20 protein-coding genes and 6 tRNA genes are annotated in these 24,807 nt (G+C 73.7%); 14 read left to right on the forward strand and 12 right to left on the reverse strand.

Annotation, left to right across the window (positions count from 1 at the left end):
• Positions 1–22: 22 nt before the first annotated feature.
• Together AOM05_RS06840 and AOM05_RS06845 are read right to left on the reverse strand one after the other, a co-directional pair.
• On the reverse strand, positions 23–1,228 hold the full coding sequence (locus AOM05_RS06840; protein ID WP_062520617.1) for a phosphotransferase: 1,206 nt from the start codon (positions 1,226–1,228) through the stop codon (positions 23–25).
• 68 nt (positions 1,229–1,296) lie between these two features.
• A tRNA-Val gene (locus AOM05_RS06845) sits at positions 1,297–1,371 on the reverse strand.
• 139 nt (positions 1,372–1,510) lie between these two features.
• On the opposite strand from AOM05_RS06845, the gene AOM05_RS06850 reads away from it, so the two are divergent.
• Both AOM05_RS06850 and AOM05_RS06855 read left to right on the forward strand, forming a co-directional pair.
• Positions 1,511–3,037, forward strand: coding sequence for a sensor histidine kinase (locus AOM05_RS06850; protein ID WP_156165082.1), 1,527 nt, complete (start codon positions 1,511–1,513; stop codon positions 3,035–3,037).
• Entirely contained in the window at positions 3,034–3,714 is a 681-nt protein-coding gene (locus AOM05_RS06855; RefSeq protein ID WP_062520619.1) for a response regulator transcription factor, read from the forward strand. The genes AOM05_RS06850 and AOM05_RS06855 overlap by 4 nt, the downstream gene beginning before the upstream one ends.
• A 3-nt stretch (positions 3,715–3,717) precedes the next feature.
• On the opposite strand, the gene AOM05_RS06860 is transcribed toward AOM05_RS06855, so the two are convergent.
• The 3 genes from AOM05_RS06860 to AOM05_RS06870 all read right to left on the reverse strand — a co-directional run bounded on the left by AOM05_RS06860 (position 3,718) and on the right by AOM05_RS06870 (position 6,235).
• Positions 3,718–4,140: a hypothetical protein gene (locus AOM05_RS06860; protein ID WP_062520621.1), complete on the reverse strand. Its 423-nt coding sequence runs from the start codon at positions 4,138–4,140 to the stop codon at positions 3,718–3,720.
• A 122-nt stretch (positions 4,141–4,262) separates the two neighbouring features.
• Complete coding sequence (locus AOM05_RS06865; protein ID WP_062520622.1) at positions 4,263–5,129, reverse strand: aminotransferase class IV; 867 nt, start codon at positions 5,127–5,129, stop codon at positions 4,263–4,265.
• The gene (locus tag AOM05_RS06870; RefSeq protein WP_062520623.1) at positions 5,126–6,235 is read right to left on the reverse strand and encodes a chorismate-binding protein; all 1,110 of its coding nucleotides are present in this window, start codon (positions 6,233–6,235) and stop codon (positions 5,126–5,128) included. Before AOM05_RS06870 ends, AOM05_RS06865 begins: the two co-directional genes overlap by 4 nt.
• Positions 6,236–6,373: 138 nt before the next feature.
• Between AOM05_RS06870 and AOM05_RS06875 the strand changes: the two genes are divergently transcribed.
• The 6 genes from AOM05_RS06875 to AOM05_RS06900 all read left to right on the forward strand — a co-directional run bounded on the left by AOM05_RS06875 (position 6,374) and on the right by AOM05_RS06900 (position 7,598).
• Positions 6,374–6,446: transfer RNA gene (locus tag AOM05_RS06875), tRNA-Gly, on the forward strand.
• A gap of 32 nt (positions 6,447–6,478) precedes the next feature.
• Positions 6,479–6,549 (forward strand) — tRNA-Cys (locus AOM05_RS06880).
• Position 6,550: 1 nt separating this feature from the next.
• Positions 6,551–6,625: transfer RNA gene (locus AOM05_RS06885), tRNA-Val, on the forward strand.
• A gap of 50 nt (positions 6,626–6,675) precedes the next feature.
• Positions 6,676–6,751: transfer RNA gene (locus AOM05_RS06890), tRNA-Gly, on the forward strand.
• Positions 6,752–6,804: 53 nt separating this feature from the next.
• Positions 6,805–6,879 (forward strand) — tRNA-Val (locus AOM05_RS06895).
• A 68-nt stretch (positions 6,880–6,947) separates the two neighbouring features.
• Positions 6,948–7,598 (forward strand): 4'-phosphopantetheinyl transferase superfamily protein, encoded by a 651-nt coding sequence (locus AOM05_RS06900; protein WP_062520624.1) that lies wholly within the window; start codon positions 6,948–6,950, stop codon positions 7,596–7,598.
• Here the strand turns inward: AOM05_RS06900 and AOM05_RS06905 are convergent.
• On the reverse strand, positions 7,513–8,859 hold the full coding sequence (locus AOM05_RS06905; RefSeq protein ID WP_062520625.1) for a M1 family metallopeptidase: 1,347 nt from the start codon (positions 8,857–8,859) through the stop codon (positions 7,513–7,515). The two genes, AOM05_RS06900 and AOM05_RS06905, sit on opposite strands and share 86 nt — an antisense overlap.
• The gene (locus AOM05_RS06910) at positions 8,856–12,707 is read right to left on the reverse strand and encodes a Pls/PosA family non-ribosomal peptide synthetase (RefSeq protein ID WP_062520626.1); all 3,852 of its coding nucleotides are present in this window, start codon (positions 12,705–12,707) and stop codon (positions 8,856–8,858) included. The genes AOM05_RS06905 and AOM05_RS06910 overlap by 4 nt, the downstream gene beginning before the upstream one ends.
• 102 nt (positions 12,708–12,809) lie before the next feature.
• On the opposite strand from AOM05_RS06910, the gene AOM05_RS06915 reads away from it, so the two are divergent.
• Entirely contained in the window at positions 12,810–13,355 is a 546-nt protein-coding gene (locus tag AOM05_RS06915) for a hypothetical protein (protein WP_062520627.1), read from the forward strand.
• Here the strand turns inward: AOM05_RS06915 and AOM05_RS06920 are convergent, their stop codons facing one another.
• A complete protein-coding gene (locus AOM05_RS06920) occupies positions 13,356–13,952 on the reverse strand; it encodes a DUF1684 domain-containing protein (RefSeq protein WP_062520628.1) in 597 nt (198 codons plus the stop codon). It abuts the gene before it with no gap.
• On the reverse strand, positions 13,949–14,530 hold the full coding sequence (locus AOM05_RS06925; RefSeq protein ID WP_062520629.1) for a TetR/AcrR family transcriptional regulator: 582 nt from the start codon (positions 14,528–14,530) through the stop codon (positions 13,949–13,951). Before AOM05_RS06925 ends, AOM05_RS06920 begins: the two co-directional genes overlap by 4 nt.
• Before the next feature lie 140 nt (positions 14,531–14,670).
• Between AOM05_RS06925 and AOM05_RS06930 the strand changes: the two genes are divergently transcribed.
• The 3 genes from AOM05_RS06930 (at position 14,671) to treZ (ending at position 19,518) form a co-directional block, all read left to right on the forward strand.
• Entirely contained in the window at positions 14,671–15,171 is a 501-nt protein-coding gene (locus tag AOM05_RS06930) for an organic hydroperoxide resistance protein (RefSeq protein WP_082097339.1), read from the forward strand.
• A gap of 79 nt (positions 15,172–15,250) precedes the next feature.
• Entirely contained in the window at positions 15,251–17,773 is a 2,523-nt protein-coding gene (gene treY / locus AOM05_RS06935; protein WP_062520631.1) for a malto-oligosyltrehalose synthase, read from the forward strand.
• Positions 17,770–19,518 (forward strand): malto-oligosyltrehalose trehalohydrolase, encoded by a 1,749-nt coding sequence (treZ, locus tag AOM05_RS06940; protein ID WP_062520633.1) that lies wholly within the window; start codon positions 17,770–17,772, stop codon positions 19,516–19,518. Before treY ends, treZ begins: the two co-directional genes overlap by 4 nt.
• 58 nt (positions 19,519–19,576) lie before the next feature.
• Here the strand turns inward: treZ and AOM05_RS06945 are convergent, their stop codons facing one another.
• The gene (locus tag AOM05_RS06945; protein WP_228373231.1) at positions 19,577–20,866 is read right to left on the reverse strand and encodes an HNH endonuclease signature motif containing protein; all 1,290 of its coding nucleotides are present in this window, start codon (positions 20,864–20,866) and stop codon (positions 19,577–19,579) included.
• Between the two features lie 252 nt (positions 20,867–21,118).
• Here AOM05_RS06945 and AOM05_RS06950 point away from each other — a divergent pair, with 252 nt between their 5' ends.
• Complete coding sequence (locus tag AOM05_RS06950; RefSeq protein ID WP_062520639.1) at positions 21,119–22,540, forward strand: hypothetical protein; 1,422 nt, start codon at positions 21,119–21,121, stop codon at positions 22,538–22,540.
• Here AOM05_RS06950 and AOM05_RS06955 read toward each other — a convergent pair.
• Positions 22,527–22,709: a hypothetical protein gene (locus tag AOM05_RS06955; protein WP_062520641.1), complete on the reverse strand. Its 183-nt coding sequence runs from the start codon at positions 22,707–22,709 to the stop codon at positions 22,527–22,529. The two genes, AOM05_RS06950 and AOM05_RS06955, sit on opposite strands and share 14 nt — an antisense overlap.
• A 117-nt stretch (positions 22,710–22,826) precedes the next feature.
• On the opposite strand from AOM05_RS06955, the gene AOM05_RS06960 reads away from it, so the two are divergent.
• Complete coding sequence (locus tag AOM05_RS06960; protein WP_062520643.1) at positions 22,827–23,729, forward strand: polyphosphate kinase 2 family protein; 903 nt, start codon at positions 22,827–22,829, stop codon at positions 23,727–23,729.
• 18 nt (positions 23,730–23,747) lie between these two features.
• On the opposite strand, the gene zapE is transcribed toward AOM05_RS06960, so the two are convergent.
• Positions 23,748–24,746, reverse strand: a complete 999-nt coding sequence (gene zapE, locus AOM05_RS06965) for a cell division protein ZapE (protein ID WP_062520645.1) — start codon at positions 24,744–24,746, stop codon at positions 23,748–23,750.
• Between the last annotated feature and the right edge of the window lie 61 nt (positions 24,747–24,807).

A 24,807-nucleotide genomic window follows, 5' to 3' on the forward strand; every position in this document is an offset into this window, starting at 1 on the left:
GGAGAGCACGGTGAGAGTGGTCTCATGCGGCGGTGGGGATACCGGCCTCCCGCTCGGCGCGCGCGAGCCAGCTCTCCGCGAGCCGGGGGTCCTCGATCCCCGCGGCGAGCGACAGCAGCACCGCGGCGGTCCGGAGCCCCAGCTCCTCCGCGGGCACATCGTGCGCGAAGCGCTCGCGCACCCGCGCCGCCCATGCCGGCACGTCGGCGTACTCGTCGGCGCCGAAGTCCGGCAGCGTGGCGAGGTGCGCGAGCATGCACGCGAGGTCGTCGACCCGGTAGCCGGGGCCCAGCGTGTCGACGTCGATGAGCGCCGTCACCTCCGGCACCGCCTCCGCGGTCACGAAGAGGTTCGCCGCATGGAAGTCCCCGTGGGTGGGCACCAGCGGGCCCGGCTGGTCCGCCGTGCCATTCTCGATGCGCGCGACGAGCGCCTCGACGCGGCGCCGGTCGAGGCCCGCGGCGACGGCGCCGCGACCGTAGCGGGCCGCCTGCTCCGTCGGCGTCGCGCGGCGCTCGAACGTCAGGGCGGCTTCGGGAAGCGCGTCGAGGACCTCGACCAGCGCATGCGGCGCCAGAGGGGTGCGACCGGCGGGCGCGGTGGGACGGTAGAGGTGCTCGGTCATCGGCATCCCGTCCGCGGCGGCGATGAGCACGATCCCGTCGCCCAGGTCCCACGCCTCCGGCGCGAGCGGGAAGGAGCGGTGCCTCGCCAGCAGCGCCCCGACGCGCGACGGGCGCACCACCTTGACGTACCAGGGCGACGGTTCGTCGTGCGCGGAACCCGTGACGCGGGCGCGCAGCACCGCGCGCCGCATGGGCCTGAGCACCAGCATCTCGAGATCGCCGACCTCGACGGGCCGGCCGAGCGCGGCAGCCATGCGCTCGCCCAGCAGCGCCGGCACGCACGAAGTCGCGAGGCCCGGCAGCCGCGGGTCCGCCGGATGGCGCCACAGCGTGAGAGTGCCCGCACCCGACGCGGCGGTGACGGCGCCGATCCGGGCGCGCACCGCATCGTCGATCCGCGCGGTGGTCGCCACCAGGTAGAGGCGCTCCCCCGACGCCTGGACGTCGTACGCGACGCTCACCTCCGCGCCGGGGCGCGCGTGAACCGCGTCCACCGCCCAGCGCTCGAGCCGCGCGCCGGACGCGCTCATCACGCCGTCGAGGATCTCGCCCGCCTGGTCGCGCATGGCCTGCGCGAGCTCCTGCTCCCTGCCGAGGGTCATGGCGCCATCCCATCACGCCGCCCCGGAACGCAGAAATCCCCCGGTCGTCTCCGACCGGGGGATCCCGTTGGTGGGCGATACTGGGATCGAACCAGTGACCTCTTCCGTGTGAAGGAAGCGCGCTACCCCTGCGCCAATCGCCCCTCGAGCGGACACCATAGTAGCGCCTCCGGGAGGGGTCGGATGACCACTCGGACGCCGCGTCTCGTGAGACGCCGTCGATGAGAGAACTCTCATGGCGCAGGCCCCCGTGCGGCGCGCACGCGATGGAAGACTGACGGAGTGACCTCCGACCCCGGCCCTGCCAGCGACGATGCCGTCGCCGCGCGCCGCGGCCTGTCGGTGCGCACCTGGATCCTCGCCGCGGTGGTCGGGCTCAGCGCCCTCGCGCTCGGCAGCGCCGGCCTGACCGCGATGCGCCTCCAGGAGGCCGGCGTCGAGATCCGCATCGACGAGGACCTGCGCGCGTCCGCCGAGGAGTTCCGGGTGCTGGCCTCCGTGGGCGTCGACCCCGAGACGGGCGAGCCGTTCACCTCGCCGCAGGACCTGGTGCGGACCGCGATGGAGCGCATCATCCCGGCGCGCAACGAGGGCGTGCTCGGCGTGGTGGGGAGCGAGGTCTCCTACACGTCACGCGGAGCGCCGGTCGCGCTCGAGGAGGACCAGGACCTGGTCGACGCGCTCGCGCCGCTGGTCACCGACTCGCGCGCCACCTTCACCACGCTGAGCACTCCCGCCACGACATACCGCGTCGCCGTGGTGCCCGTGCGCACGGCCACGGACGGGAGCCTCACCGAGGAACCGGACGACGCGTTCCCTCCCGGCGACGACGTCGCGGCCCTGGTCCTCGCCTACGACCTCGAGGCCGAACGGGCCGCCTTCCGCGAGGTGTTCCGCACCTACGCCCTGGTCGCGATCGCCTCCCTGGCGGTGGTCGCGGTGGTCGGATGGATCGTCGCCGGCAGGCTGCTGCGGCCGGTGCGGGTGCTCGCCGCCTCCGCGCGGCGGATCGGCCGCGAGGACCTGTCGGAGCGCATCCCCGTGGTCGGCAACGACGACCTCGCGGACATGACCCGATCGGTGAACGAGATGCTCGAGCGCCTCGACGAGTCTTTCGCCGCGCAGCGCCGCCTCATCGACGACGTCAGCCACGAGCTGAGGACCCCCCTCACCGTGGTGCGAGGCCACCTGGAGCTCATGGACCCCGACGACGGCGAGGAGGCGCGCGAGGTGCGCGCCCTCGCTCTCGACGAGGTCGACCGCATGAACCGCGTCATCGACGACCTCACCACGCTCGCGACGGCGGACCGCCCCGACTTCGTGCGGCTCGAGCCGCTCGACCTCGGCACGCTCACGGACGAGGTGTTCGACAAGGCGGTGGCGCTGGGCGACCGCCGCTGGCGCATCGACGCGCGGGCCGAGGCGACCGTGGACGCCGACCGGCACCGCATGACCCAGGCCTGGCTCCAGCTCGCCGCGAACGCGGTGAAGTACTCGGCGCCGGGCAGCGCGATCGCGATCGGCAGCCGCGTCGCGCACGGCGCCGCCGCGGTCTGGGTCGAGGACGAGGGCATCGGCGTACCGCCCGAGGACCGGGAGCGCATCTTCGAGCGGTTCGTCCGCGCGGGCGACCGCTCCGCGCCCGGCTCGGGCCTGGGCCTCGCGATCGTCAGCGCCATCGCGCGGGCGCACGGCGGCGAGGCCCGCTGCGACGCCCCGCACGCCACCGGCTCCCGCTTCACCATCGAGCTCCCCGCCGGGCACCACGCCCCGGCCCCCACAGACGCGCCCGAGGAGGCAGCACCGTGACCCACATCCTGGTGATCGAGGACGAGGACCGCATCGCGACGTTCGTGGCCAAGGGGCTCAAGGCCGCGGGGTTCGCCACCACCCGCGCCGCCACGGCGGCGGAGGGCTTCGACACGGCGATCACGGGCGACCCCGACCTGATCGTGCTGGACCTGGGCCTGCCTGATGCGGACGGGCTGGACCTGCTCGCACGCATGCGCGCGTCGGGGGTGACCGTGCCGGTGATCATCCTCACGGCGCGCCGCTCGCTCGACGCGACGGTCGCGGGCCTCGAGGGCGGCGCCGACGACTACATGGGCAAGCCTTTCGGCTTCGACGAGCTCCTCGCCCGCATCCGGCTGAGGCTGCGCGCCGAGCCGCAGGGCGAATCCACCGCGGTGTCCCACGGCTCGCTCTCGCTCGACCTGCGCACGCGCAGGGCCACCGTGGGCGGACGCGAGGTGGAGCTCTCCGCGCGGGAGTTCGCGCTGGCGGAGACGTTCCTCCGCAACCCCGGTCAGGCGCTGAGCCGGGAGCAGCTGCTGTCGCGAGTGTGGGGCTACGACTTCGACCCCGGCTCCAACGTGGTCGACGTGTACGTCCGGTACCTCCGCGGCAAGCTGGGCGCGGAGCGCATCGAGACCGTGCGCGGGGTGGGCTACCGCCTCACCGACCGCGGACCCGCGTCGGGAGCCTGAGGTTCAGTCGCCCGACGCGGCGGACGGCGCCGAGGCGGCGCTTGCCGCGCTCCCCTGCGGGGCGGCGGGCGCCGCAGGTGCCACGGGCGACGCGGCGGACGGCGCGGAGACGGCGCTCGCGGGCGCCGTGGTGCGCGCCGGCGCGGCAGGCGTGGGTGCGCTCGGCGTCGGGGCGGACACCACCGCGGGTGGCGTGGCCGCGCTCGGCGGGGACAGATGCGAGGCGGCGGAGATGGCGGTGATCGGGGTGACCGCGACCGGCCCCGAGGCGGGCTGGACGGCGGTGCTCACGGCGTCACCCGACACCTGCATCACCACGCCGGGCGAGGAGGCCTCGGACGCACCCGAAGCCGCCAGCGCGACCCCGGCACCGACGCCGACGATGCCGAGCGCCCCGGTCACGATCCACCTCGACTGCCGCGCCATGACGCTCCCCTCGGGCGACCACGATGGCCGCCTCTCGCCGAGCCTGGTGCGACGCGGTGAGACGTCGGGGAGACGTGGATGAGAGAATTCTCATCAGGCGCGTTGATGCCCGCCGGGATCCGTCAGGCGCGGCGGGGCGCCGGATCCAGGTCCAGCGCGGCGCAGGACTCGAACACGCGCCGCAGCTCCGCGAGCAGGGGGCCCGTCTCGACCGCCGTCCCGTCGAGCGTCGCGAGCGGCTGCACGCGGCGCGTCGAGGAGGTCACCGCGGCGAACGCCTCGCCGCGCACCACCTCGTCGAGCACGCTCATCTCGAGCTCGCCGGCGGCGGCGGCACGGATCGGGATGCCCGCCTCCGCGCCCCATTCGAGCGCGAGCCCGCGGATGATGCCCGGCAGGCAGCCCGACGCGAGCGGCGGGGTGACGATCTCGCCGCCGCGCTCGATGAGCACGTTGCTCGCGGTGCCCTCGCACAGGTGGCCGTGGGTGTTGGCGAGGAGCGCCTCGTCCGCCCCGCGGGAGCGCGCGAAGTCCATCATCACGGCGTTCTCCGCGTACGACGTGCTCTTGACGCCGGCGAGCGGCGAGCGCTCGTTGCGTCGCCACGGCACGCGCACGGCGCGGCACTCGGTGAGCGGCGGCGCGTCGTTGGCGGTCACCACGATGGTGTGCGGCCCGCCGCCCCGCGCGGAGGACATCGGCCCTAGCCCGGAGGACACGGTGATCCGCAGCCGCGTAAGCCCGGTCGCGGCGCCCAGCACCTCGCCCACGGCCTCGCGGACGGTCTCCTGGTCGATCTCCGGCATGCCCATGCGCGCCGCGGAGTACGCCAGGCGCCGCAGGTGGCGCCGCAGCGCGAACGCGCGCCCGTCCACCACCTCGATGGTCTCGAACACGCCATCACCGACGGTCCACCCATGGTCCCCGGCCCGGACGATCGGCTCGTCCTCGGCACGCAGGAGCCCCCCAGCCCACACCAGCGTTGTCATGGCGTCATTGTGGCGCCCGATGCCAGGGCGATCAACCGACGCGCCTTGAGCTCGGTCTCCTCCCACTCCCCATAAGGGTCAGACCCCCACGTAATACCCGCCCCGGTACCGAACCTGAGCCGTCCCCCCTGGTCCGGGACCCACTCGAAGGTGCGGATACCGACCGCCAGCTCGGCGGTGCGCGAGTCCGCGTCGATCCACCCGATCCCGCCGCAGTACGCGCCTCGCGGCGTGGGCTCCTCGCGCTCGATGATCCGCAGCGCCGAGGACTTGGGCGCGCCCGACACGGAGCCGGGCGGGAACGTCCCGTCGAGCAGCGCCAGCCACAGCTCCGGCGTCCAGTCGTAGGCGGGCGCCAGCCGCGCCTCGACCGTGGACTGCAGGTGCACGAGCCCAGGCAGCTCGTGCAGCCCCAGCAGCTCGGGCACCGCGACGGACCCGGGCGCGGCCACGTGCGAGACGTCGTTGCGGATGAGGTCCGTGATCATCACGTTCTCCGCCTCGTCCTTGGGCAGCATCGCCTCCCCCGGCGCCGCGGTGCCCTTGATGGGGCTCGAGGCCACGCGGTCCCCGTCGAGACGCAGGTACAGCTCCGGGGACGCGGAGACCACCCACACCCCGGGCCACGCGTCGGTGCGTGGGATCACGATCCGCGACGCGAAGCGAGCCGGGTTGCCCGTCGCGAGACGATGCGCGAGGGCCACCGCGTCCGGCCCCGGCTCAGGCGCGGGCAGGGGCGCCTCGAGCATGCGGCAGAGGTTGACCTGGTAGACGTCGCCCTCGCCGATGTCCGCGCGGATCGCCTCCACCCCGGCCATGTAGGCGTCGCGATCCAGCGACGTGCTCCACGCGTCCGGCGACGGGCCCTCCCACGCCCGTCCCGGCGGCTCCTCGCGCGCGAACCCGGCCCCCGCATCGTCCCGCTGGGCGTCCGCCATGCGCCACGCCCGCAGCGCGCCCTCGAAGGTCGCGACCACCACCCAGAAGCCGCCCTCGGCGACGCGGGCGCCGTCGCGCACCAGGTCCACGCACTCGACCGGTCGCGACGCGCGTACGCCCCGGAAAGCCGCGCTCCCGGCGCGTCGCGGGTCCTCCTGCCACGTCATGGCCACCACGGTAGTGGCGCCGGTGGACGGGAGCCGTGCGGCGCTGAACGGGGCGACACGCGGGACCAAGGGCCGATTTGGTTTCGCGGCCGGAAATCCGCTAAGGTCTATCTCTCGTCAGGGCAACAGCCCAGACATGCGGACGTGGCTCAGTTGGTAGAGCATCACCTTGCCAAGGTGAGGGTCGCGGGTTCGAGTCCCGTCGTCCGCTCGGAGCGTCGTAGCCCTAGGCTACGGCACTACGGTGGAGTGGCCGAGAGGCGAGGCAGCGGCCTGCAAAGCCGTATACGTGGGTTCGAATCCCATCTCCACCTCGGGCGATTGGCGCAGCGGTAGCGCGCTTCCCTGACACGGAAGAGGTCACTGGTTCGATCCCAGTATCGCCCACCACGAGGTTCCTTCGGGATCCTCATGAAGTCCGAGGCTTCTGCCCCGGCAACGCGGACGTGGCTCAGTTGGTAGAGCATCACCTTGCCAAGGTGAGGGTCGCGGGTTCGAGTCCCGTCGTCCGCTCCAAGGACCGCCGGTCTCCCCTCGAGGGAGCCGGCGGTCTCTCCGTCTGGAGAGACGGGCGATTGGCGCAGCGGTAGCGCGCTTCCCTGACACGGAAGAGGTCACTGGTTCGATCCCAGTATCGCCCACCATCACGCACGGCCCCGGGGATCCCCGGGGCCGTTCCGCTTTCCCAGGCAGGCCCGGCACACTGGTCCCCATGACCGTGACCGTGCACCTCGCGTGGGCGTCCGTGTCGCAGGGGGACGATGCGCGGGTCGCGTCGGACACGGTCGCGCGGCTGTGCGTGGGGCGGGCCGCCCGGGTGGTCGGCTCGTCGGTGGTGCTCGGGAGGCGCTGCCCGCGCTGCGGTTCCGTCGACCACGGCGCGCCGGTGGTGCGCTCCCCCGTCCTCGACGTGGCGGTGTCGCTGTCGCGCACGGACGGACTGGTGGTCGCGGCTGCCGCGCGCGGCGTCGCCGGGGTGGGCGTCGATGTCGAGGCGTCGGGCACCGTCCTCGCGGCCGGGCTCGCGGATGTGGCGCTGGCGCCCGGCGAGTCGCCCGACCCGGGGCGGGACGGGCTGTTGCGCACGTGGGTCCGCAAGGAGGCGGTGCTCAAGGCCGCCGGCACGGGCCTGGCGACGGACCCGCGCACGGTGCGGCTCGAGGCGTGCCACGTGGCTGCGGGCCCGGCGGGTCCGTGGTTCCTCGCGGACGTCGGGCTCGGCGCGGCCTGGGTCGCGGCGGTGGCGGTCCGCGGTTCCTCGGGCGCGCGGGTGGAGCTCAGGGACGCGACGGAGGCGGCGGCGGCAGCGGCGGCAGCGGCGGCAGCCCAGGCTCATCCAGCCACGCCGAGACGAGCGACCTGACGTCCGCGACCGCGTGGTCCTCGAGGGAGGCCAGCAGGTCCTCGGTCTCGACGGTGCCGTACCGGTGCGCGGCGACCCACGCGCGGATGCCGTCGAAGAACACCTCGTCGCCGAGCGTGAGCCGGAGGGCGTGGAGGGTGAGCGCCCCGCGCTTGTAGAGGCGGTCGTCGAACATGAGGTCGGGCCCGGGATCCCCGATCACCAGGTCCTGCGGCAGGTCCGCGAGCCGGGCATGCGCCGCGCGCGCGAGGGCGTCGGCGGACGGGCCGCCCGACGCGTCCGACCACAGCCACTCGGCGTAGCAGGCGAAGCCCTCGTGCAGCCAGATGTCACGCCAGCGGCCCACGGTGAGCGCGTTGCCGAACCACTGGTGGGCGAGCTCGTGAGCGACCAGGCGCTCGCTCCCCCGCTCGCCGTCCATGTGGTTGGCGCCGAAGGTCGCGAGTCCCTGGGCCTCGAGCGGGATCTCCAGGTCGTCGTGCGTGACCACCACGGAGTACTCGGTGAACGGGTACGGGCCGAACAACCGCTGGAACGTCTCCATCATGCGCGGCTGACGCTCGAGGTCGTGCGCGACGGCGCCGCGGAGGCGGGGCGGCGCGTACACGGTCATGGGCACGGGCGCGTCCGCGACCTCGCGCCGCTCATAGCGGCCCACCTGCACCGTGGCGAGGTACGCCGCCATGGGCTCGCGCTGCTCGTACACCCAGGTGGAGCGTCCCGAGCGCTCGCTGCGCGCGGTCAGCACGCCGTTGCACACCACCGTGTACGGCGCCTCCGCCGTGACGGCGATGCGGTACGGCGTCTTGTCCGCCGGGGAATCGTGGCACGGGAACCACGACGGGGCGCCGTCGGGCTGGCCGGCGACGATCACGCCGTCCTCGAGCTCCTCCCAGCCCACCTCGCCCCACGTGCCCCGGTGGGGGCGCGGGTTGCCCGCGTAGCGGATCTCGACGTCGACGTGCGCGCCAGCGGGCAGCGTGCCGCGAGGCCGGATCACCAGGGCGCCCGCGCGCTGGACCCACTTGGCGCCGCGCTGCCCCGCGATCGCGACCTGCGAGACGCGCAGCCCCTCGAGGCGCAGCTGGATGCGGTCGAGGTCACGCTCGGGCAGCAGCGTGAGCGTCGCGCGGGCGTCGAGGCGGTTGCGCGCCACCCTGTAGTCGAGCTCGAGGTCGTACAGCCGAACGGCGAAGCCCGGGTCGGGCCGTCCCCGCAGGTAAGGGTCCAGATCGGGCTCGCGTCCGGGGATCACGCTCATGCGCCCACCGGCTCCACGGGGTTGCCCGTCCACCGGGTGCCCGCGGGGATCGCGTCGCCCCGCAGCACCAGCGAGCCGGCGCCCACGCTCGACCCGGATCCGAGGCTCGCGGCGGGCAGCACCACGCCGTGCGGCCCGATCGACGCGCCGGCGCCGATCTCGACGGTGTCGGTGCTCATGATGCGGTCGTGGAACAGGTGGGTCTGGAGCACGCAGCCGCGCCCCACCGAGGCCCCCGTGCCGATGGTCACCAGGTCGGACTCGGGCAGCCAGTAGGTCTCCACCCAGGCACCCTCGCCGATGCGGGCACCCATGGCACGCAGCCACGCCGGGAGCGCGGGAGAACCGGCGGAGCCGGGGACCAGCCAGGGCACCGCGAGCACCTCGACGAACGCGTCGGCCAGCTCGGCCCGCCACACGAAGGAGCTCCACAGCGGATGCTCGTCCGCGCGGAACCGGCCCACCAGGACCCACTTGGCGGCCACCGCGAGCAACGCCGCCGCCACGCCGGCGGCGATCACCACGAGCGGCGAGACCAGCGCGGCCGCCGCGACACCCGCCGCCTCCCCCACCTCCTGGAGCGCCAGCACCACGCCCACGCCGAGCGTGAAGGCGGCGATGACGGCGAGCAGCCGCAGCGCCTCGATGGCGGCCCTCGCGGCCCGCAGGCGGAACGGCGGCGCGAAGGTGACCGCCGCATCGGCCTCCGTCTCCGTGCGCCGCAGCTTCTGCGGCGGCGACCCGAGGAACGACTGCCCCTTCTTGGCCTTGCGCGGCGTCGCGGAGAGCACGGCCACCAGGCCGCGCTTGGGGACCTCGCGGCCCGGGGCGATCATGCCGGAGTTGCCCAGGAACGCGCGCTTGCCCACCTTGGCGCGGTCCACGCGCATCCAACCGCGACCCAGTTCGTACGGGCCCACCAGGGTGTCGTCGGCGAGGAACGCGCCGTCCTCGATGGTGGCGAGCGCGGGCATCATCAGCACCGTGGAGGCCTCGACGTCGCGGCCCACCTCCGCGCCGAGCGAGCGCAGCCACGCGGGCGTGAGGGTCGACGCGTAGAGCGGGAACAGATGCGCGCGGGCCTCGTCCATGAGGCGCGTCACGGCCCACGCCTGCCAGCCCTGGCGCGAGCGCACCGGGTGGAAGCCCTCGACGATCCCGATCGAGCACAACCGCACCGCGACCCAGATGAGCGCCATGAGGGACAGGTACGCGACTAGCGCACCCACCGTCGACCAGGCGAGCGCGCCCCACGCCCCGGCGGCCTCGGAGGTCGCGTCGCGGACCGCGGCGAGGGTCACCGCGAGCCCGGCGGCGATGGTCACGGGGCGGAGCGCGGCGATCGCGGAGGCGCTGATCCAGTAGACCCCCACCCAGCGGCGCCCGCGGACGGCCTTGCGCTTGGGCCAGCGCTCGCGCGCCGGACCCTCGAAGGATGCGGGCGATCCGGCCCACAGCTCGCCCGGCGGCACGTCGCCCGCGACCACCGAGCCGGGCGCGACCTCCGCGCCCTCGCCCACGCGGCTGCCGGGACCGAGCGTGCTGCGGGTGCCCACGGACGCCCACTTGTCGACGCGCACGCGGCCCACCACGAGCGTGTCCCGCTCGAGCCAGTGGCCCGCGAGGTCCACCTCGGGCTCGATCGCGCAGCCCGTGCCGAGCGTGAGGAGGCCGGTGAGCGGCGGCATGGTCTGCAGGTCCACCTTGCCGCTGACCTTGGCGCCCAGCGCCCGCGCGAAGGTGGCGTTCCACGGCGCGCACGAGAGGTTGCCCGCGCCGGCGGCGTCGGCCCAGCTCTCCGCGAACCACAGGCGCAGATGCACGCGGCCCCCGCGCGGGTAGCGGCCCGGCCTGATGCCGCGCAGCAGCGTGCGGGCGACCGCGACCGTGGTCGCCATGCGGCCCCACGGGCTGATGAGCACGGCCCACCCGAGCAGGCCCCACCCCCACGCGCCGTCGAGCGCGGGCAGCCACGGCGCGAGGCCCAGGGCGTCCGAGGCGGCGCCGGCGAGCAGCAGCCACGTGAGCCAGCGCAGACCCACGAGCGCCGCGAGCGGCACCTGGAGCGCGAGCTGGATCGCGCGCGAGCGCAGCGGCACGGGCTCGGCCTGGTCGTCGGTGCGCGCGGCGGCGGGCTCGAGCTCGTCGAGGCGCGCCGCGAGGTCGCCCAGGCGAGGGGCGTCGTAGACGTCCGCGACGGTGACGGTCGGGTAGCGCTCGCGGAAGGCGGCGACCAGCTGGGCGGCGAGCAGGCTGCCTCCGCCTGCGGCGAAGAAGTCCTCGTCCGGTCCCGCCACCTTCGAGCCGAGCACCTGCGTCCACCGCTGCGCGACCCACTCCTCCGTCGGGGAGAGCCCGCCAGGCGCATCGTCCCCGCCCCCGGCGCTGGGAAGCGGCCACGGTAGCGCGTCGCGGTCGGCCTTGCCCGAGCCGCGCGTGGGGATCTCCTCGACCATCGCGAGCAGCGGCACAAGGGCGGCGGGCAGCTGCCCGGCGAGGATCCCGCGCGCGGCCGCGACGTCGATCTCGCCGCCGGGGTGCGGGGCCAGGTAGCCGACCAGGACGGTCGCGCCGCCGGCGCTCCTGCGCACGGCCGCGGCGGACGATGCGACGCCGGGCAGCGCGGCGAGCGCCGAGTCGATCTCGCCCAGCTCGATGCGACGGCCGCCGATCTTCACCTGGTCGTCGGCGCGCCCGATGAACACGAGCCCCTCGGTCTCGTAGCGGACGATGTCGCCGGTGCGGTACGCGCGGTCCCAGCCCAGCGCGGGGGCGGCCGCGTACTTCTCGGCGTCCTTGGCGGGGTCGAGGTAGCGGGCCAGCCCGACGCCGCCGATGATGAGCTCGCCCTGCTCGCCCTCGGCCACGTGCTCGCCGTCCGGCCCGACGACGGCGAGGTCCCAGCCGTCGAGCGGCAGCCCGATCCGCACGGGGTCGCTGCCGTCGAGGATCGCGGCGCACGCGACCACTGTGGCCTCCGTGGGGCCGTAGGTGTTCCACACCTCACGTCCGTCCGTGGCGAGGCGCGCGGCGAGCTCGGGCGGGCAGGCCTCGCCGCCGAAGATCAGCATGCGCACGCCCGCGAGGGTCTCGGCGGCCCACAGGCCGGCCAGTGTCGGCACGGTCGAGATCACCGTGATCCCCTGCGCGACCAGCCACGGGCCCAGGTCCATGCCGGTGCGGACCAGCGCGCGCGGTGCGGGCACCAGGCAGGCGCCGTGGCGCCACGCGAGCCACATCTCCTCGCAGCTGGCGTCGAACGCGACCGAGAGCCCGGCGAGGACGCGGTCCCCGGGGCCGAGCGGCGCGTCCTGGAGGAACAGCCTGGCCTCGGCGTCGACGAACGCGGCCGCGTTGCGATGGGTGACCGCGACCCCCTTGGGGGTGCCGGTGGAGCCCGACGTGAAGATGATCCAGGCGTCGTGGTCCCCGGCGGGACGCGCCTGGCCGGTGGCCGGGGCGGGCGCGGACTCGAGGTCGTTCTCGGTGAGGATGAGCCGCACGCCGGCCTCCTCGAAGACGGTGCGCGCGCGCTCGTCCGGATCGTCGACGTCCACGGGGACGTACGCGGCGCCGGCCGCGAGCACGGCGAGGATCGCGGTGTAGAGCTCGTTGGTCCCGGAGGGGATGCGGACGCCCACGCGGTCGCCCGGGCGGATCCCGGCGCGCGCGAGCCCGGCGGCGCCCGCGCGCACCGCCTCGGCCAGCTCGGCGTAGGTGAGGACGGCACGGCCGTCGTCGAGCGCGGGGCTGTCGGGGTGGGCCGCGACGGTCGCGTCGAGGATGTCGACGAGCGTGCGGGGAGGGGTCGCGCGGCCGGACCGCACGAAAGCGTCGGTGGCGATCACGGCGCCATCCTTCCACGGCGCCGTCGCCGTGGCCGGGCCGTTCAGGTAAGCGTACGGTTAACACCAGGGCGACGTGGCCTGGGCGCCCCGGAGGAGGGCGCCATGTCGCGGGAGGAACGTCTCAGGGCGGCTGCCCGTGCGGTCACGGGCGACGAGTCCGTCACGGACGTCGCGGAGTTCATGCCGCAGGCGGCGCTCGACGACCCGATCTGGAACGGCAGGGCCGACAGCCGCGTGGCCCGGGACGAGGCGGGCCACCTCGAGACCGTCGCCGCGGGCGCCCACCTGGGCGAGGACCTCGCGGCCCACCGCGCCGCGCTGCCGCCCCACGTGTGCCTCGCGGTCACGCCCGCGCAGGTGCACGTGCTCGGGCTGCCGCACGGGTTCTTCGGCGCCCACCTGGAGCAGGCGTACCTCATGGGGTCCTTCCGCCGGGACGCCCTCGAGGTCGCGGTCACGGGACGCCTCACCGACATCGTGATGCGGCTCACCGACACGGGCTCGGGCGCCCAGATGACCCTGGTGGCGGACCGCCTGTCCGCATATCACCCGCGGACCGTGATCGAGCTGCTGCGCCTCACCGCCGCGCACCGCGGCGGCGCGCGCGACGTCGCGGACGATCCGGCGGCGGACCAGCCGCAGGACTAGCTACGCCGTCGGGACGTAGAGCTCGCCCGCCTCGACGGCCGCGTCGAGCGTGTTGCCGGGCCCGGGCAGCGGGCACACCCAGTCCGACGAGTACGCGCACGAAGGCTGGTACGCGAAGTTGAGGTCCACCACGAGGGCGTCACTGGTGCCGCCCAGGTCCGCGCCCTTGACGGTGTCGAGCACGTACCTCCCACCCCCGTAGGTGCGCGGGGAGGCGTCGCGCAGCGGCACGAAGATCCCGCCGCCGTAGCTGTCGAGCCACCACACGTCGAGCGACCCGACGCCGGACAGCTCCACGCGACCGACCCGCTCGAACGGCACCACGCCGTCCGTGGCGGTGGGCACCTCGCGCCGCTCCGGCTCCGCCGGCGCGACGGGCACCACGAACCTCATCTCGGGACGGTAGGGCACCACCTCGGGGGTGAACGATGCGCGGGCCGGGCCGGGCACGGGCGTCGCCGGGTGCTCGCGCAGCAGGGCGGCGCGCCCGTGTGCCCAGATGCGGTGGGCCACCTCGGGGTCGGGTTCGGCACGGACCTCGGAGTAGAGGTCCGCCACACGGATGCGCCAGTCGCGGATCTCCCACGCGGCCGTCACGCCGGCTCCCCCACCAGCGTGCCGATCGCGTCCGCGAGTGCGCGGGCGACGCCGTCGACGTCGTGGTCGAGGTAACCGGCGACCAGCGCGCCGTCGCGCAGCATCATGATCTGCTCCGCGATCTCGTGCCGGCGATCCACCCCGCGCCGCTCGAGCCAGGCCGAGATGGCCGTGAGCATCAGCGTCCGGAAGTCCGCGACCACGTGCCGCACCGGGTGGTCGGGGTCGGGGTACTCGGCGGCCGCGTTGATGAACGGGCAGCCGCGGTAGTGGGGGCGGCACATCTCCTGGGTGAGGGCCGCCGCGAGCGCGTCGCGGTCCCACTCCTCCCCCGCTGCCGTTCCGATCGCGGCCCGCACGCGGTCGAGCTCACGGCTGAGGTAGGCGACCACCACATCGTCCTTGGTCGGGAAGTGGCGGTAGAAGGTGACCTTGGAGAACCCGGCCTCGGCGAGGATCCGGTCCGCGCTGACGGCGCGGATGCCGTGCTCGGCGAACTGTGCGGCGGCGGCGTCGACGATCGCGTCGCGCACCGCGGGGCCGCGGGCCGGCCGCGGGTGGTCGTGGGTGACGGTCATGGCGGCTCCTCTCCTGGGTGGCTTCCTGCGTGGCTGGCGCGTGGCTGGTGCGTCGGGAATCCATCCTGCCCGACTTGCGTTCTCGCTCAAGTAGACGTACTAGTAACTCTACAACCCCACCCGCGATTCCAGGAGAGAGCATGAGCGAGCAGACCCAGACCGCGACCGACGTCGACATCACCCCGGGCGAGGGCGCCGAGCACAGCGGCGCGCCCAAGCACCCGAAGGCCTTCTACACCGCCGAGGCGCGCGCCACGGGCGACGGCCGCAACGGAAGGGTCGCGACCAGCGACGGCCTGCTGGACCTCGACCTGGTGATCCCGAACCCCATCACCAAGCCCAAGAAGACCAACCCCGAGCAGCTCTTCGCGTCGGGCTTCGCCGCGTGCTTCAACTCCGCGTTCCAGGGCGCCGCAAAGCTGCTCAAGGTCAAGCTGGCGGAGTCGGAGGTCACGGCCCGCGTCGGGATCGGCCCGGTGGCGCTCAACCGCTTCGGGCTCGGCGTGCGGCTCACCGTGACCGCGGTCGGGATCGACCAGGAGACGGCGGACCGGGTCGCCGAGAAGGCCGAGCTGATGTGCCCGTACTCCAACGCCACCCGCGGCAACATCCCCGTCGAGATCGAGGTCAGGGTCAAGTAAAGCCTCGCCAAAGGGAATACCAGCCCCCTCGGGTCGCTTCTGCCATGATGGACACGACTCGAGGAGGCTGGTTCTCTACATGACCGACGTCACGCACGACCGTTCGAGGAGCACGAAGAGGCTGGGGCACCGCGCCGACGCGCCCGTCCCGGTGTCGACATACCGGCTGCAGCTGAGCGCGGGCTTCACGTTCGCGGACGCCGCCTCCCGGCTCGACTACTTCGCCTCTCTTGGCGTGACGCACCTCTACCTGTCCCCCATCCTGACGGCCGCTCCCGGATCGACGCATTTCTACGACGTGGTGGACCACGCGCGGATCGCCGAGGTGCTCGGCGGCGAGCAGGGCCTGCGCAACCTGTCGTGGCAGGCGGGCGAGCGCGGCATCGGGCTGATCGCGGACGTGGTGCCCAACCACATGGCCGTCCCCACGCCCGTCTATCACAACAGCGCGCTGTGGTCCGTGCTCGAGCACGGGCACGACTCCCCCTTCTCGCATTGGTTCGACGTCGACTGGGAGTCGGGCGAGCCGGTGCTCATGCCGGTGCTCGGCCAGCGGATCGGCACGGTGCTGGCGGCCGGCGAGCTCGCCGTGGACCACATGGTGGTGCCGGGCCGCGAGGAGGCCGGCGAGGTGCCGGTCCTGCGCTATTGGGACCACGTGTTCCCCATCCGCGCGGGCACCGAGAACCTCCCCCTCGCGTCCCTCGTGGAGCAGCAGCACTACCGCCTCGCGTACTGGCGGGTCGCCAACGAGGAGCTCAACTACCGGCGGTTCTTCGACGTCGGGTCGCTGGTAGCGGTGCGGGTCGAGGACGAGGACGTCTTCGACGCCACCCACGAGCGCATCGTTTCGCTCGTGAAGGACGGCACCCTGCAGGGCCTGCGCATCGACCACCCCGACGGCCTGGCGGATCCGGAGGGGTACATCGCACGGCTGTCCGAGGCGACCGACGGCGCCTGGGTGGTGGTCGAGAAGATCCTCGAGGACGAGGAGCGGCTGCCCACGTCGTGGCGATGCGCCGGCACCACCGGCTACGACGCGTCGTGGCGCGTGGGCGCGCTGCTGCGCGATCCCGCCGGAGCGGCCCCGCTCGCCGGAACCCTTCACCGGGTGGCGGGCGACGCTATGGGCGAGCTGCCGGACATGATCGACGCGGCCAAGTGGGAGATCGTGCGGGAGTCCCTGTCGAGCGAGGTCCATCGCCTCGCGACCATCGCCCACACCATCTGCACCACCGACGTGCGACTGCGGGACCACACGTGGCGGGCGCTGTACGACTGCCTGCGGACCATGCTGGTGACGTTCGACCGCTACCGCGCCTACATCGTCGCGGACGAGAAGCCCCGGCCCAGCTCGCTCGAGACCATCGACCATGCGGCCGAGCGCGCGCGACGCCTGCTCGATCCCGAGCGCCATGAGACCCTCGAGGTGGTGGTCGACCTGCTCAAGGGCGCGGAGGTCGGATCCGCGGGCCGCACCACCGACACCAACCGCCGCGAGCTCATCACGCGCTTCCAGCAGGCGTGCGGGGCCGTCATGGCGAAGGGTGTCGAGGACACCGCGTACTACCGGTGGACGCACCTGCTCCCGCTGTGCGAGGTCGGCTCCCCCGCCGGTCGCTTCGCGATGCCGCCCGCCGCCTTCCACGCCTGGGCGCATGAGCAGCAGCAGCTCTACCCGCACGCCATGACGTGCCTGTCCACCCACGACACCAAGCGCTCCGAGGACGTGCGCGCCCGCCTGGGCGTGCTGTCCGAGTCCGCCGACGAGTGGGACCAGCTGGCGCAGCATCTGCGCGCCATCACCGAGGAGCTGCGCCCCGCCGAGCTCGACGGTCGCACGGAGAACCTGTGGTGGCAGACCCTGGTGGGCACGTCGGACGAGGACGGGCTCATGGAGTGGGACCGTCTCGAGGGCTACCTCGTCAAGGCGATGCGTGAGGCGAAGTCCCACACCACGTGGACCTCGGTCAACGAGACCTACGAGTCCCAGGTCCTGTGGTTCGCGCAGACCACCCACGCCGACCCGGCCGTCAAGGACGCGGTCGCGGGGTGGCACCGCACGACCCACACCGGCGTCCGCGCCGCGATCCTAGGTCAGAAGCTTCTCCAGCTGACCGTCCCCGGCGTGCCCGACGTCTACCAGGGCACCGAGCTGCTCGCCCCTAGCCTCGTGGACCCCGACAACCGCCGCCCCGTGGACTTCGACCTCCGGCTCGACACCCTGCGCCGCCTCGACCGGCGCGCCAAGCCGCGAGGCCTCGCCGAGGAGAAGCTGCTGGTGACCTCCGCCGCGCTCAGGCTCCGCCGCGCCCACCCGGACGCGTTCATCGGCGAGGACGCAGGCTACGTGCCCCTCGCATCGTCCTCGGGACATGCCGTGGTGTTCGCCCGCACCGTGGGCGACCGTCCGGTCGCGATCACGGTGGCGACCCGCGCGGCGCTCGAGCTCGAGCACCTGGGCGGGTGGGCGGAGCACACCGTGCAGCTGCCCGCCGGGCGGTGGCGCGACGTGATCGGCCGCCACACGGTCGAGGGCGGCCCCGTGCCGCTAGCGCAGCTGCTGCGCTCCCACCCCGTCGCGCTGCTGGAGCGGGCGTGAGCGCCGCGGTGCGGGTGTGGGCGCCCGACGCGGCCAAGGTCGAGTGCCGGATAGGCCCGGCCGATGCGCCGGTCACTGCCGCGATGCGGCCCACCCAGGACGGGTGGTGGGAGGGACCGCGGCTGCCCGCGCGCACCGACTACGCATTCATGATCGACGGCGAGGGTCCGTTCCCCGACCCCCGCAGCCCGTGGCAGCCGCACGGCGTGCACGGGCCGTCGCGCACCTTCGACGCCGACGCCTACGCGTGGGGCGACCAGGCGTGGGAGGGTCTCGACGCCCGCGGTGCGGTGCACTACGAGCTGCATGTGGGCACGTTCACCCCGGGCGGCACGCTCGACGCGGTCGACGGGCATCAGCTGCGCGACCTCGCGGCACGCGGCGTCGAGATGATCGAGCTGATGCCGCTCGCGGCCTTCCCCGGCACCCGCGGCTGGGGCTACGACGGCGTCGCCCTCTACTCCGTGCACGAGGCGTACGGCGGGCCGGAGGCGCTGCAGCGGTTCGTGGACCGCGCGCACCGGCACGGCATGGGCGTGTGCCTGGACGTGGTCTACAACCACCTGGGCCCTGACGGGAACTACCTGGCACGGTTCGGCCCGTACTTCACCGACGCGCACGAGACCCCGTGGGGCTGGGCGGTCAACCTGGACCAGCCGGCCGCGGCGGGCATGCGCGCGTTCATCGTGGACAACGCGCTGCGATGGTTCGAGGACTTCCACGTCGACGCGCTCCGGCTCGACGCCGTTCATGCCCTGGTGGACGACTCCGAGCGGCACATCCTCGCCGAGCTCGCCGACGAGACCGCCGCGCTCGCCGCGCAGCTGGGGCGGCCCCTGTCGCTCACGGCGGAGTCGGACCTCAACGACGCGTCGATGGTCACGCCGACCTCCGAGGGCGGGCTCGGCATGACGGCGCAGTGGGCCGATGACGTCCACCACGCCCTTCACGCCTATCTCACCGGCGAACGGCACGGCTACTACTGCGACTTCGGCAGCATCGAGGCGCTCGACAAGGTCTACCGGGACGTGTTCCTCCACGACGGCTCGTTCTCGACCTTCCGGGGACGCGACTGGGGCGCTCCGGTGCCGGCGTCCGTAGACCGGCGGCGGTTCGTGGTCTTCGCCTCGAACCACGACCAGGTGGGCAACCGGGCCATCGGCGACCGGCCCGCGTCGCGGCTCTCCCCCGGCGCCCAGGCGGCGTCGCTTGCGCTGGTGCTGCTCTCCCCCTTCACGCCGATGCTGTTCATGGGCGAGGAGTACGGCGAGACCCGGCCCTTCATGTTCTTCACCGATCACGACGAGTCGCTCGGCTCCGCGGTCTCCGAGGGCCGCATGAGCGAGTTCGCCGGACATGGCTGGGAAGAGCTGTACGGCGGGGCCGTGCGGGTCCCCGATCCGCAGGACCGGCAGACGTTCCTGCGGTCGAAGCTGGGCTCGGGGGTCTCGGCGTCGACGGCGTCGCACCGGCTGATCGAGGAGTGGGTGGCCGCGGTGATGGCGGCGCGGTCGGGCACGCTGCCGCCCGCCGCCTGGGAGGCGCACCCGGCCGGGGTCTCGGAGCTCGCGCCGCGACAGCTCACCATGCACGGGCCGGTGCGGGTGCACGCGAACCTGTCGACGTCGCCCATGGTGGTCGAGACGGAGGCGTCCGCGCTCGCGGTGTTCGGCTCCGTCGAGGCGATCGAGGGCGCGTTGGTGCTCGCGCCTGACGCGGTGGCGCTGGTGGCGGCCGAAGGCTGAGCCCGTGCGCGCCTCAGCGGCGCCTCCCCGCGAGGGGATGAGCGCCGCCGAGGCGGGGTCATCTGGGCGGACCGGCGCGCCCGGGCAGGTCGACGTGGAGGGCGGCCTTGCCGCCCTCGCGCGGCGTGCGGGTGGGGTCGACGCTCGCGGGCGGGATGAACCACACCCGGGTGCGGGTGGCCCTGACCTCCCAGCCATCGTCATGAATCCTGTGATGACAGCGAGTGCATAGGAGCACGCCGTTCGCCAGGTCTGTGGGGCCAGAATCGAGCTTCCACCAGGCCAGATGGTGCGCGTCGCACCAGGAGACGGGCGCATGGCAGAACGCGCAGCCGCCGTCACGCTCGGCCAAGGCATGGCGTTGCGCGGCAGTGAAGAACCGGAGCGCGTATCCCACGTCCAGGGGCGCGGAGCCGCCTCCCAGCACGATGGGGAGGATGCCGGCATCGACTGCCATGCGCCGCAGTTCTCCACCGGAGAACGGTGTCGCGAGGGCATCGCAGGTGCCGAACCCCAGCCCGGTGCGCAGCGCCTCCTCGGACACGCGCACCACCACCGTGGTCGACACCCCCGAGCCGGGCTGATCGCAGCGCATCCCATGGCGGGCCAGGTCCACGAGCGCGTCGAGGCGGATCCGCCCAGCCTCGCCCGGCTCCGCGGGACCTTCGCCGGCGTCGCGCTTCTTGCGGAACTTGTCTGCGACCTGCGCGTCGAGCCAGGTGATGATGGGGGCCGCGGAGGCGGGATCGAGCAGGCCCGTGACGGAGACCATCCCGTCGGCGCGCTCGCTGAAGCTCAGGAAACGCTGAGCACGGCGCTGCCGCTCCTTGGCCTCCCAGTCTCCCTGGTTCCAGCGCGCCGTCACGTCCAGGCAGACCTTGCGCAGGTCCGCCAGCGACAGCGCCAGCGCCTTCTCCGCCAGCCTCTGCTCCAGCTCGCGCAGGCGCTGCCACAGGTCTGCGGCGTCGGGGCAGTCCTCATCGATCAGGCCCTCGAGCGTCTCGATCAGGAGGCGGGCTTGAGCCTGGGACAGGTCGCCGGCGGTCACCGCGGCCGCGATCGCCGGCCACCGCACGCCGCCCTCGGCGCCGGACTCCTCACCTCCACCCTCGCCACCGAAGAGCCCACCTGTGACAATCGCGTCCCGCGCCTGCCCCGCGGTGCCGCCTTGCCCCTGAGCGACCATGCGCGTGGCGTTGCGATGGCCCTGGCGTCGCGCCATGCCACCGCCGGGCTTGTCCTCCGAACGGCGCGAAACCTCCGCCGCGAGCATCGCCTGCGGCACCGCGGCCAGGCGCACCAGCCGGGCGGAGACCTCGATCGCGCTCGCGAGCTCGGCCTCGGTCAACGTCTGTAGGTCACGCTCCGCGAAGGGCTTGAGCGGCACCAGCCCCTTCGCGACATCCATGACCGAGATCTCCATGGAACCAGTCAAGCACCGCCCTCTGACATCGCCGTCCGACCATCACTCCTGGTATGTGGATAAATGAAGGCCGCCCACGGGCTGTGGACATCGCCATGGACCCCGTCACGCCCTAGGCTCATCCTTGGGGCGCCTACCAGCGGGTTCAGGCGCCAAGGGGAGGACACCATGGCAGGCATGACCAAGGCGCAGCTCGAGGCCCGACTGCTCGAGATGGAGACCGAGAACGCGTCCCTTCGCGCCGCGCTCGACGCGCGCGCGACCCCCGGCGCCCCAGGCGCCCCCATGGCTCACGCGACGCCCCCGGCCCCCGCATCGTCCCCTGCCAAGCCGCGCCACCGCGGCCGCGCGTTCCTGGCGATCACGCTCATCGTGCTCGGCACGCTTATCGCCCCGCTCGCGACCGTGGTGGGCTTCGCGGCCCGCCAGGCGAGCGACTCGGAGGCCTTCGTCCGCACGCTCGCCCCGCTCGCCGAGGATCCCGACGTCCAGGCCCTCATCGTCGACCAGGCCGCCGCCGCGATCGACGCGCAGCTCGACACCGACGCCCTTGTCGACGAGCTCCTCTCCTCCGTCATCGACGAGCAGTCCACCCCGCGCCTCGCTAACGCGCAGGGCGTCCTGGGCCCCCTGCTCGCCGACCAGGCCCGCGCCGCCACGCGCAGCGCGCTCACCTTCGTGATCGAGTCCGACGCCTTCGCGAAGGTCTGGGAGGAGGCGCTGCGCCTCACCCACCAGCAGCTGGTCAACGTGCTCGAGGCGGACGCGGACGGCGCCATCTCGATCGACGACGCGGGCGTGGTCGCGATCCAGCTCGGCCCCATCCTCGACGAGCTCAAGCCCGCCCTGGTCGATGCCGGCTTCACCCTCGCGGACTCGATCCCCGAGGTCGACGCGAGCATCACCGTCGCGGAGGTCCCCGCCGTCGCGCAGGCGCGCCTGGCCTACTCGATCCTCACCACGGTGGGCAACCTGCTGCCGTGGGTCGCGATCGTGCTCGTGATCGTGGGCGTCGCGATCCACCCGCGCCGCCCGCGCGCGGTGATCGTCGTGGGCACGCTGCTCCTCATCACGGGGGCGGTGCTCGCCACCGCCATCGCGGTCGGCGGCTCGGTCACGGCCGCCCTCATCGCGACGCAGGTCCCCACCGGCGCCACCGCCGCGATCTACGGCGCGCTCACCGGTGAGACCGCCGCAGTGATGCTCGCGTACGCGGTGCTCGGCGCGATCGCGATCATCGCCGGGGTGCTCTCCGGCGGCTCCTCGGGCGCGGGCGCGGCGCGCCGCTCCGGGTCGGGCATGCTCGCCCGCGGATCCGCGGCGCTCGACGCGCGCGGCTGGCGCCCCGAGGGCGTGCCCACCGTGCTGCGCCGCCTCCCGTGGCTGCTGTGGCTGTGGCTCGGCGTGGTGTTCGTGGTGCTCGCCGCGACGCTGCGGCCGCTGTCCGTGTGGGACGTGGTCCTCGGCACGGCGATCCTCGGCCTGGCGGCCGCGATCTACCTGGTCCTGCGCGGACCCGGGGACGATGCGGTGGTTCCGTCCCCGACCCCCGTGGACGATGCGGTGGTTCCGTCCCCGACCCCCGTCACGGAGCGTTGAGGAACGAGAACACGTCGTAGATGAGGAACGCCGGCCAGACGATCGCCTGGAGCAGCGCGCCCACGTACTCCCAGAAGCTGTCGGCCTGCTGCCAGAACCACACCGCAGAGCCGATCATCGCAAGGAAGTAGCCTCCCCCGCCCGCGGCCGCGCCCGTGTTGTTCGCCATGACGTCCCCCGATCGCGCGTCTCCCCCCACCCTCCGGTCTAGCAGGACCGCGCTCCCGGCGCGAGCGGTGACGTGCGGCTACGGTGGGCTCAGGCGCGTGGATCCAGGGAGGATGCGATGACCGGACAGGGCTGGCGGGCACGGCCGTCGGAGATCCTGCGAGTGGGCGCGGGCTTCGACCTCGGCGGCTTCGACACCGCCGGCACGCCGGGCTTCGAGGGCGGCAAGGCGGAGGGCGAGGCCGCGATGGCGCGGCTCGGCGGCCGGCTGTCGGACCTCCAGGAGATGCTGTTCGCGGAGGGCCGGTCCGGCGGCACGCGGGCCGTGGTGCTGGTCCTCCAGGGCATGGACACCTCGGGGAAGGGAGGCATCTCTCGCCACGTGCTCGGCATGGTCGACCCGCAGGGCGTGACCGTGCGGTCCTTCGGCGCCCCCACCGCCGAGGAGCTGCGCCACCACTACCTGTGGCGGGTGCGCCGCGCGCTCCCGCAGCCCGGGCGCATCGGCGTGTTCGACCGGTCCCACTACGAGGACGTGCTGATCGCGCGCGTCGAGGGCCTGGTGGACGGCGACCCCTGGGCCCGGCGCTACGCGGAGATCAACCGGTTCGAACGGCTCACGGAGGCCGCCGGCGTCACGGTGGTCAAGTGCGCCCTCATGATCTCGCCCGACGAGCAGCTCGCGCGCCTCGCATCCCGCCTCGAGCGCCCGGAGAAGTTCTGGAAGTACCACCCGAGCGACCTCGACTCGCGCGAGCGCTGGGACGACTACTTGCACGCCTACCAGGACGTCTTCGACGCCACCTCCACGGCGAGCGCGCCGTGGCACGTGGTGCCCGCGGACCGCAAGTGGTACGCGCGGCTCGCCGTGACCCAGCTGCTGGTCGACACGCTCGAGGACATGAACCTGGCGTGGCCGCCCGCGACGTTCGACCTCGACGCCGAGCGGGCGCGCCTCGCGGCGCTCATGCCGGTCGCGGCGGACGATGCGCCGGCCGCCCCAGCCAAGAAGAAGCGCTGACCCCGCCGCGACCGCCGCTCAGACCGGGCGGGTGTGCTCGAGGGCGGCGTGCGCCATCGACTCGAGGCGCGACAGCGCGCGCAGGTACTTCTTGCGGTAGCCGCCGCGCATCATGTCCGGCGTGAACACCTCCTGGAGCGACGCGCCCGACGCGATCACCACGGCGTCGCGGTCGTACAGCCGATCCACGAGCGCGACCAGCCTCAGCGCCTGGTTCTGGTCATCGAGCGGCGCGACGTCCGTGAGCGCCAGCGCGGCGACACCGTCGACGTAGGCGCCGTACCTGCTCGGATGCACCTCGACCAGGTCGGCGAGCAGCGCGGGCCACGCCGCCACTGCTCCCCTGGGCGCCGCCGCGACGGCGTCCACCGCCTCGCGCGATGCGGGCGCCGGGAAGTCCAGCGAGCCGCGGTGGCGGTAGTCGGGGCCGTCGATGCGCACCGTGGTGAACACGCGCGCGACGGCCTGGATCTCGCGCTGGAAGTCGTCGGCGGCGAACCTGCCCTCGCCCAGCGCGTCGGGGAGGGTGTTCGACGTAGCCGCGACGCACGTCCCCGCGTCGGTGAGCTCGCGCATCAGGCGCGCCATGATGAGCGTGTCGCCCGGGTCGTCGAGCTCGAACTCGTCGATGCACACCACGGCGAACGTCGACAGCGCCTCACGCGCGGCGATGAACCCGAGCGCGCCCACCAGGTTGGTGTACTCGACGAACGTCCCGAAGACCGCACGGCGCGGACCGAGCGCATGCGCGAGCGAGGCCAGCAGATGGGTCTTGCCCACGCCGAAACCGCCGTCGAGGTACAGCCCGGCACCCGGGCCGCGACGGGGCCGGAAGCGTCGCAGATGCTCCCCCGCGAACTCGCGCACCGCCGCGACGGCCGCGGCCTGCGACGGGTGCTCCGGGTCCGGACGGTAGGTCTCGAACGACGCCTGGCCGAAGTGCGGCGGCGGCACCAGACCCGCGATCAGGTCCTCGGGGGCGACCACGGGCCTGCGCCCGACCAGCTCGATGCTCACGGCGCCCAGCCTAGGTGCCCGGGAACAGCGCGGGGCGCGCCGGGAGATCCCGGCGCGCCCC

It is taken from the genome of Demequina silvatica, assembly GCF_000971215.1.
GTDB lineage: Bacteria > Actinomycetota > Actinomycetes > Actinomycetales > Demequinaceae > Demequina > Demequina silvatica.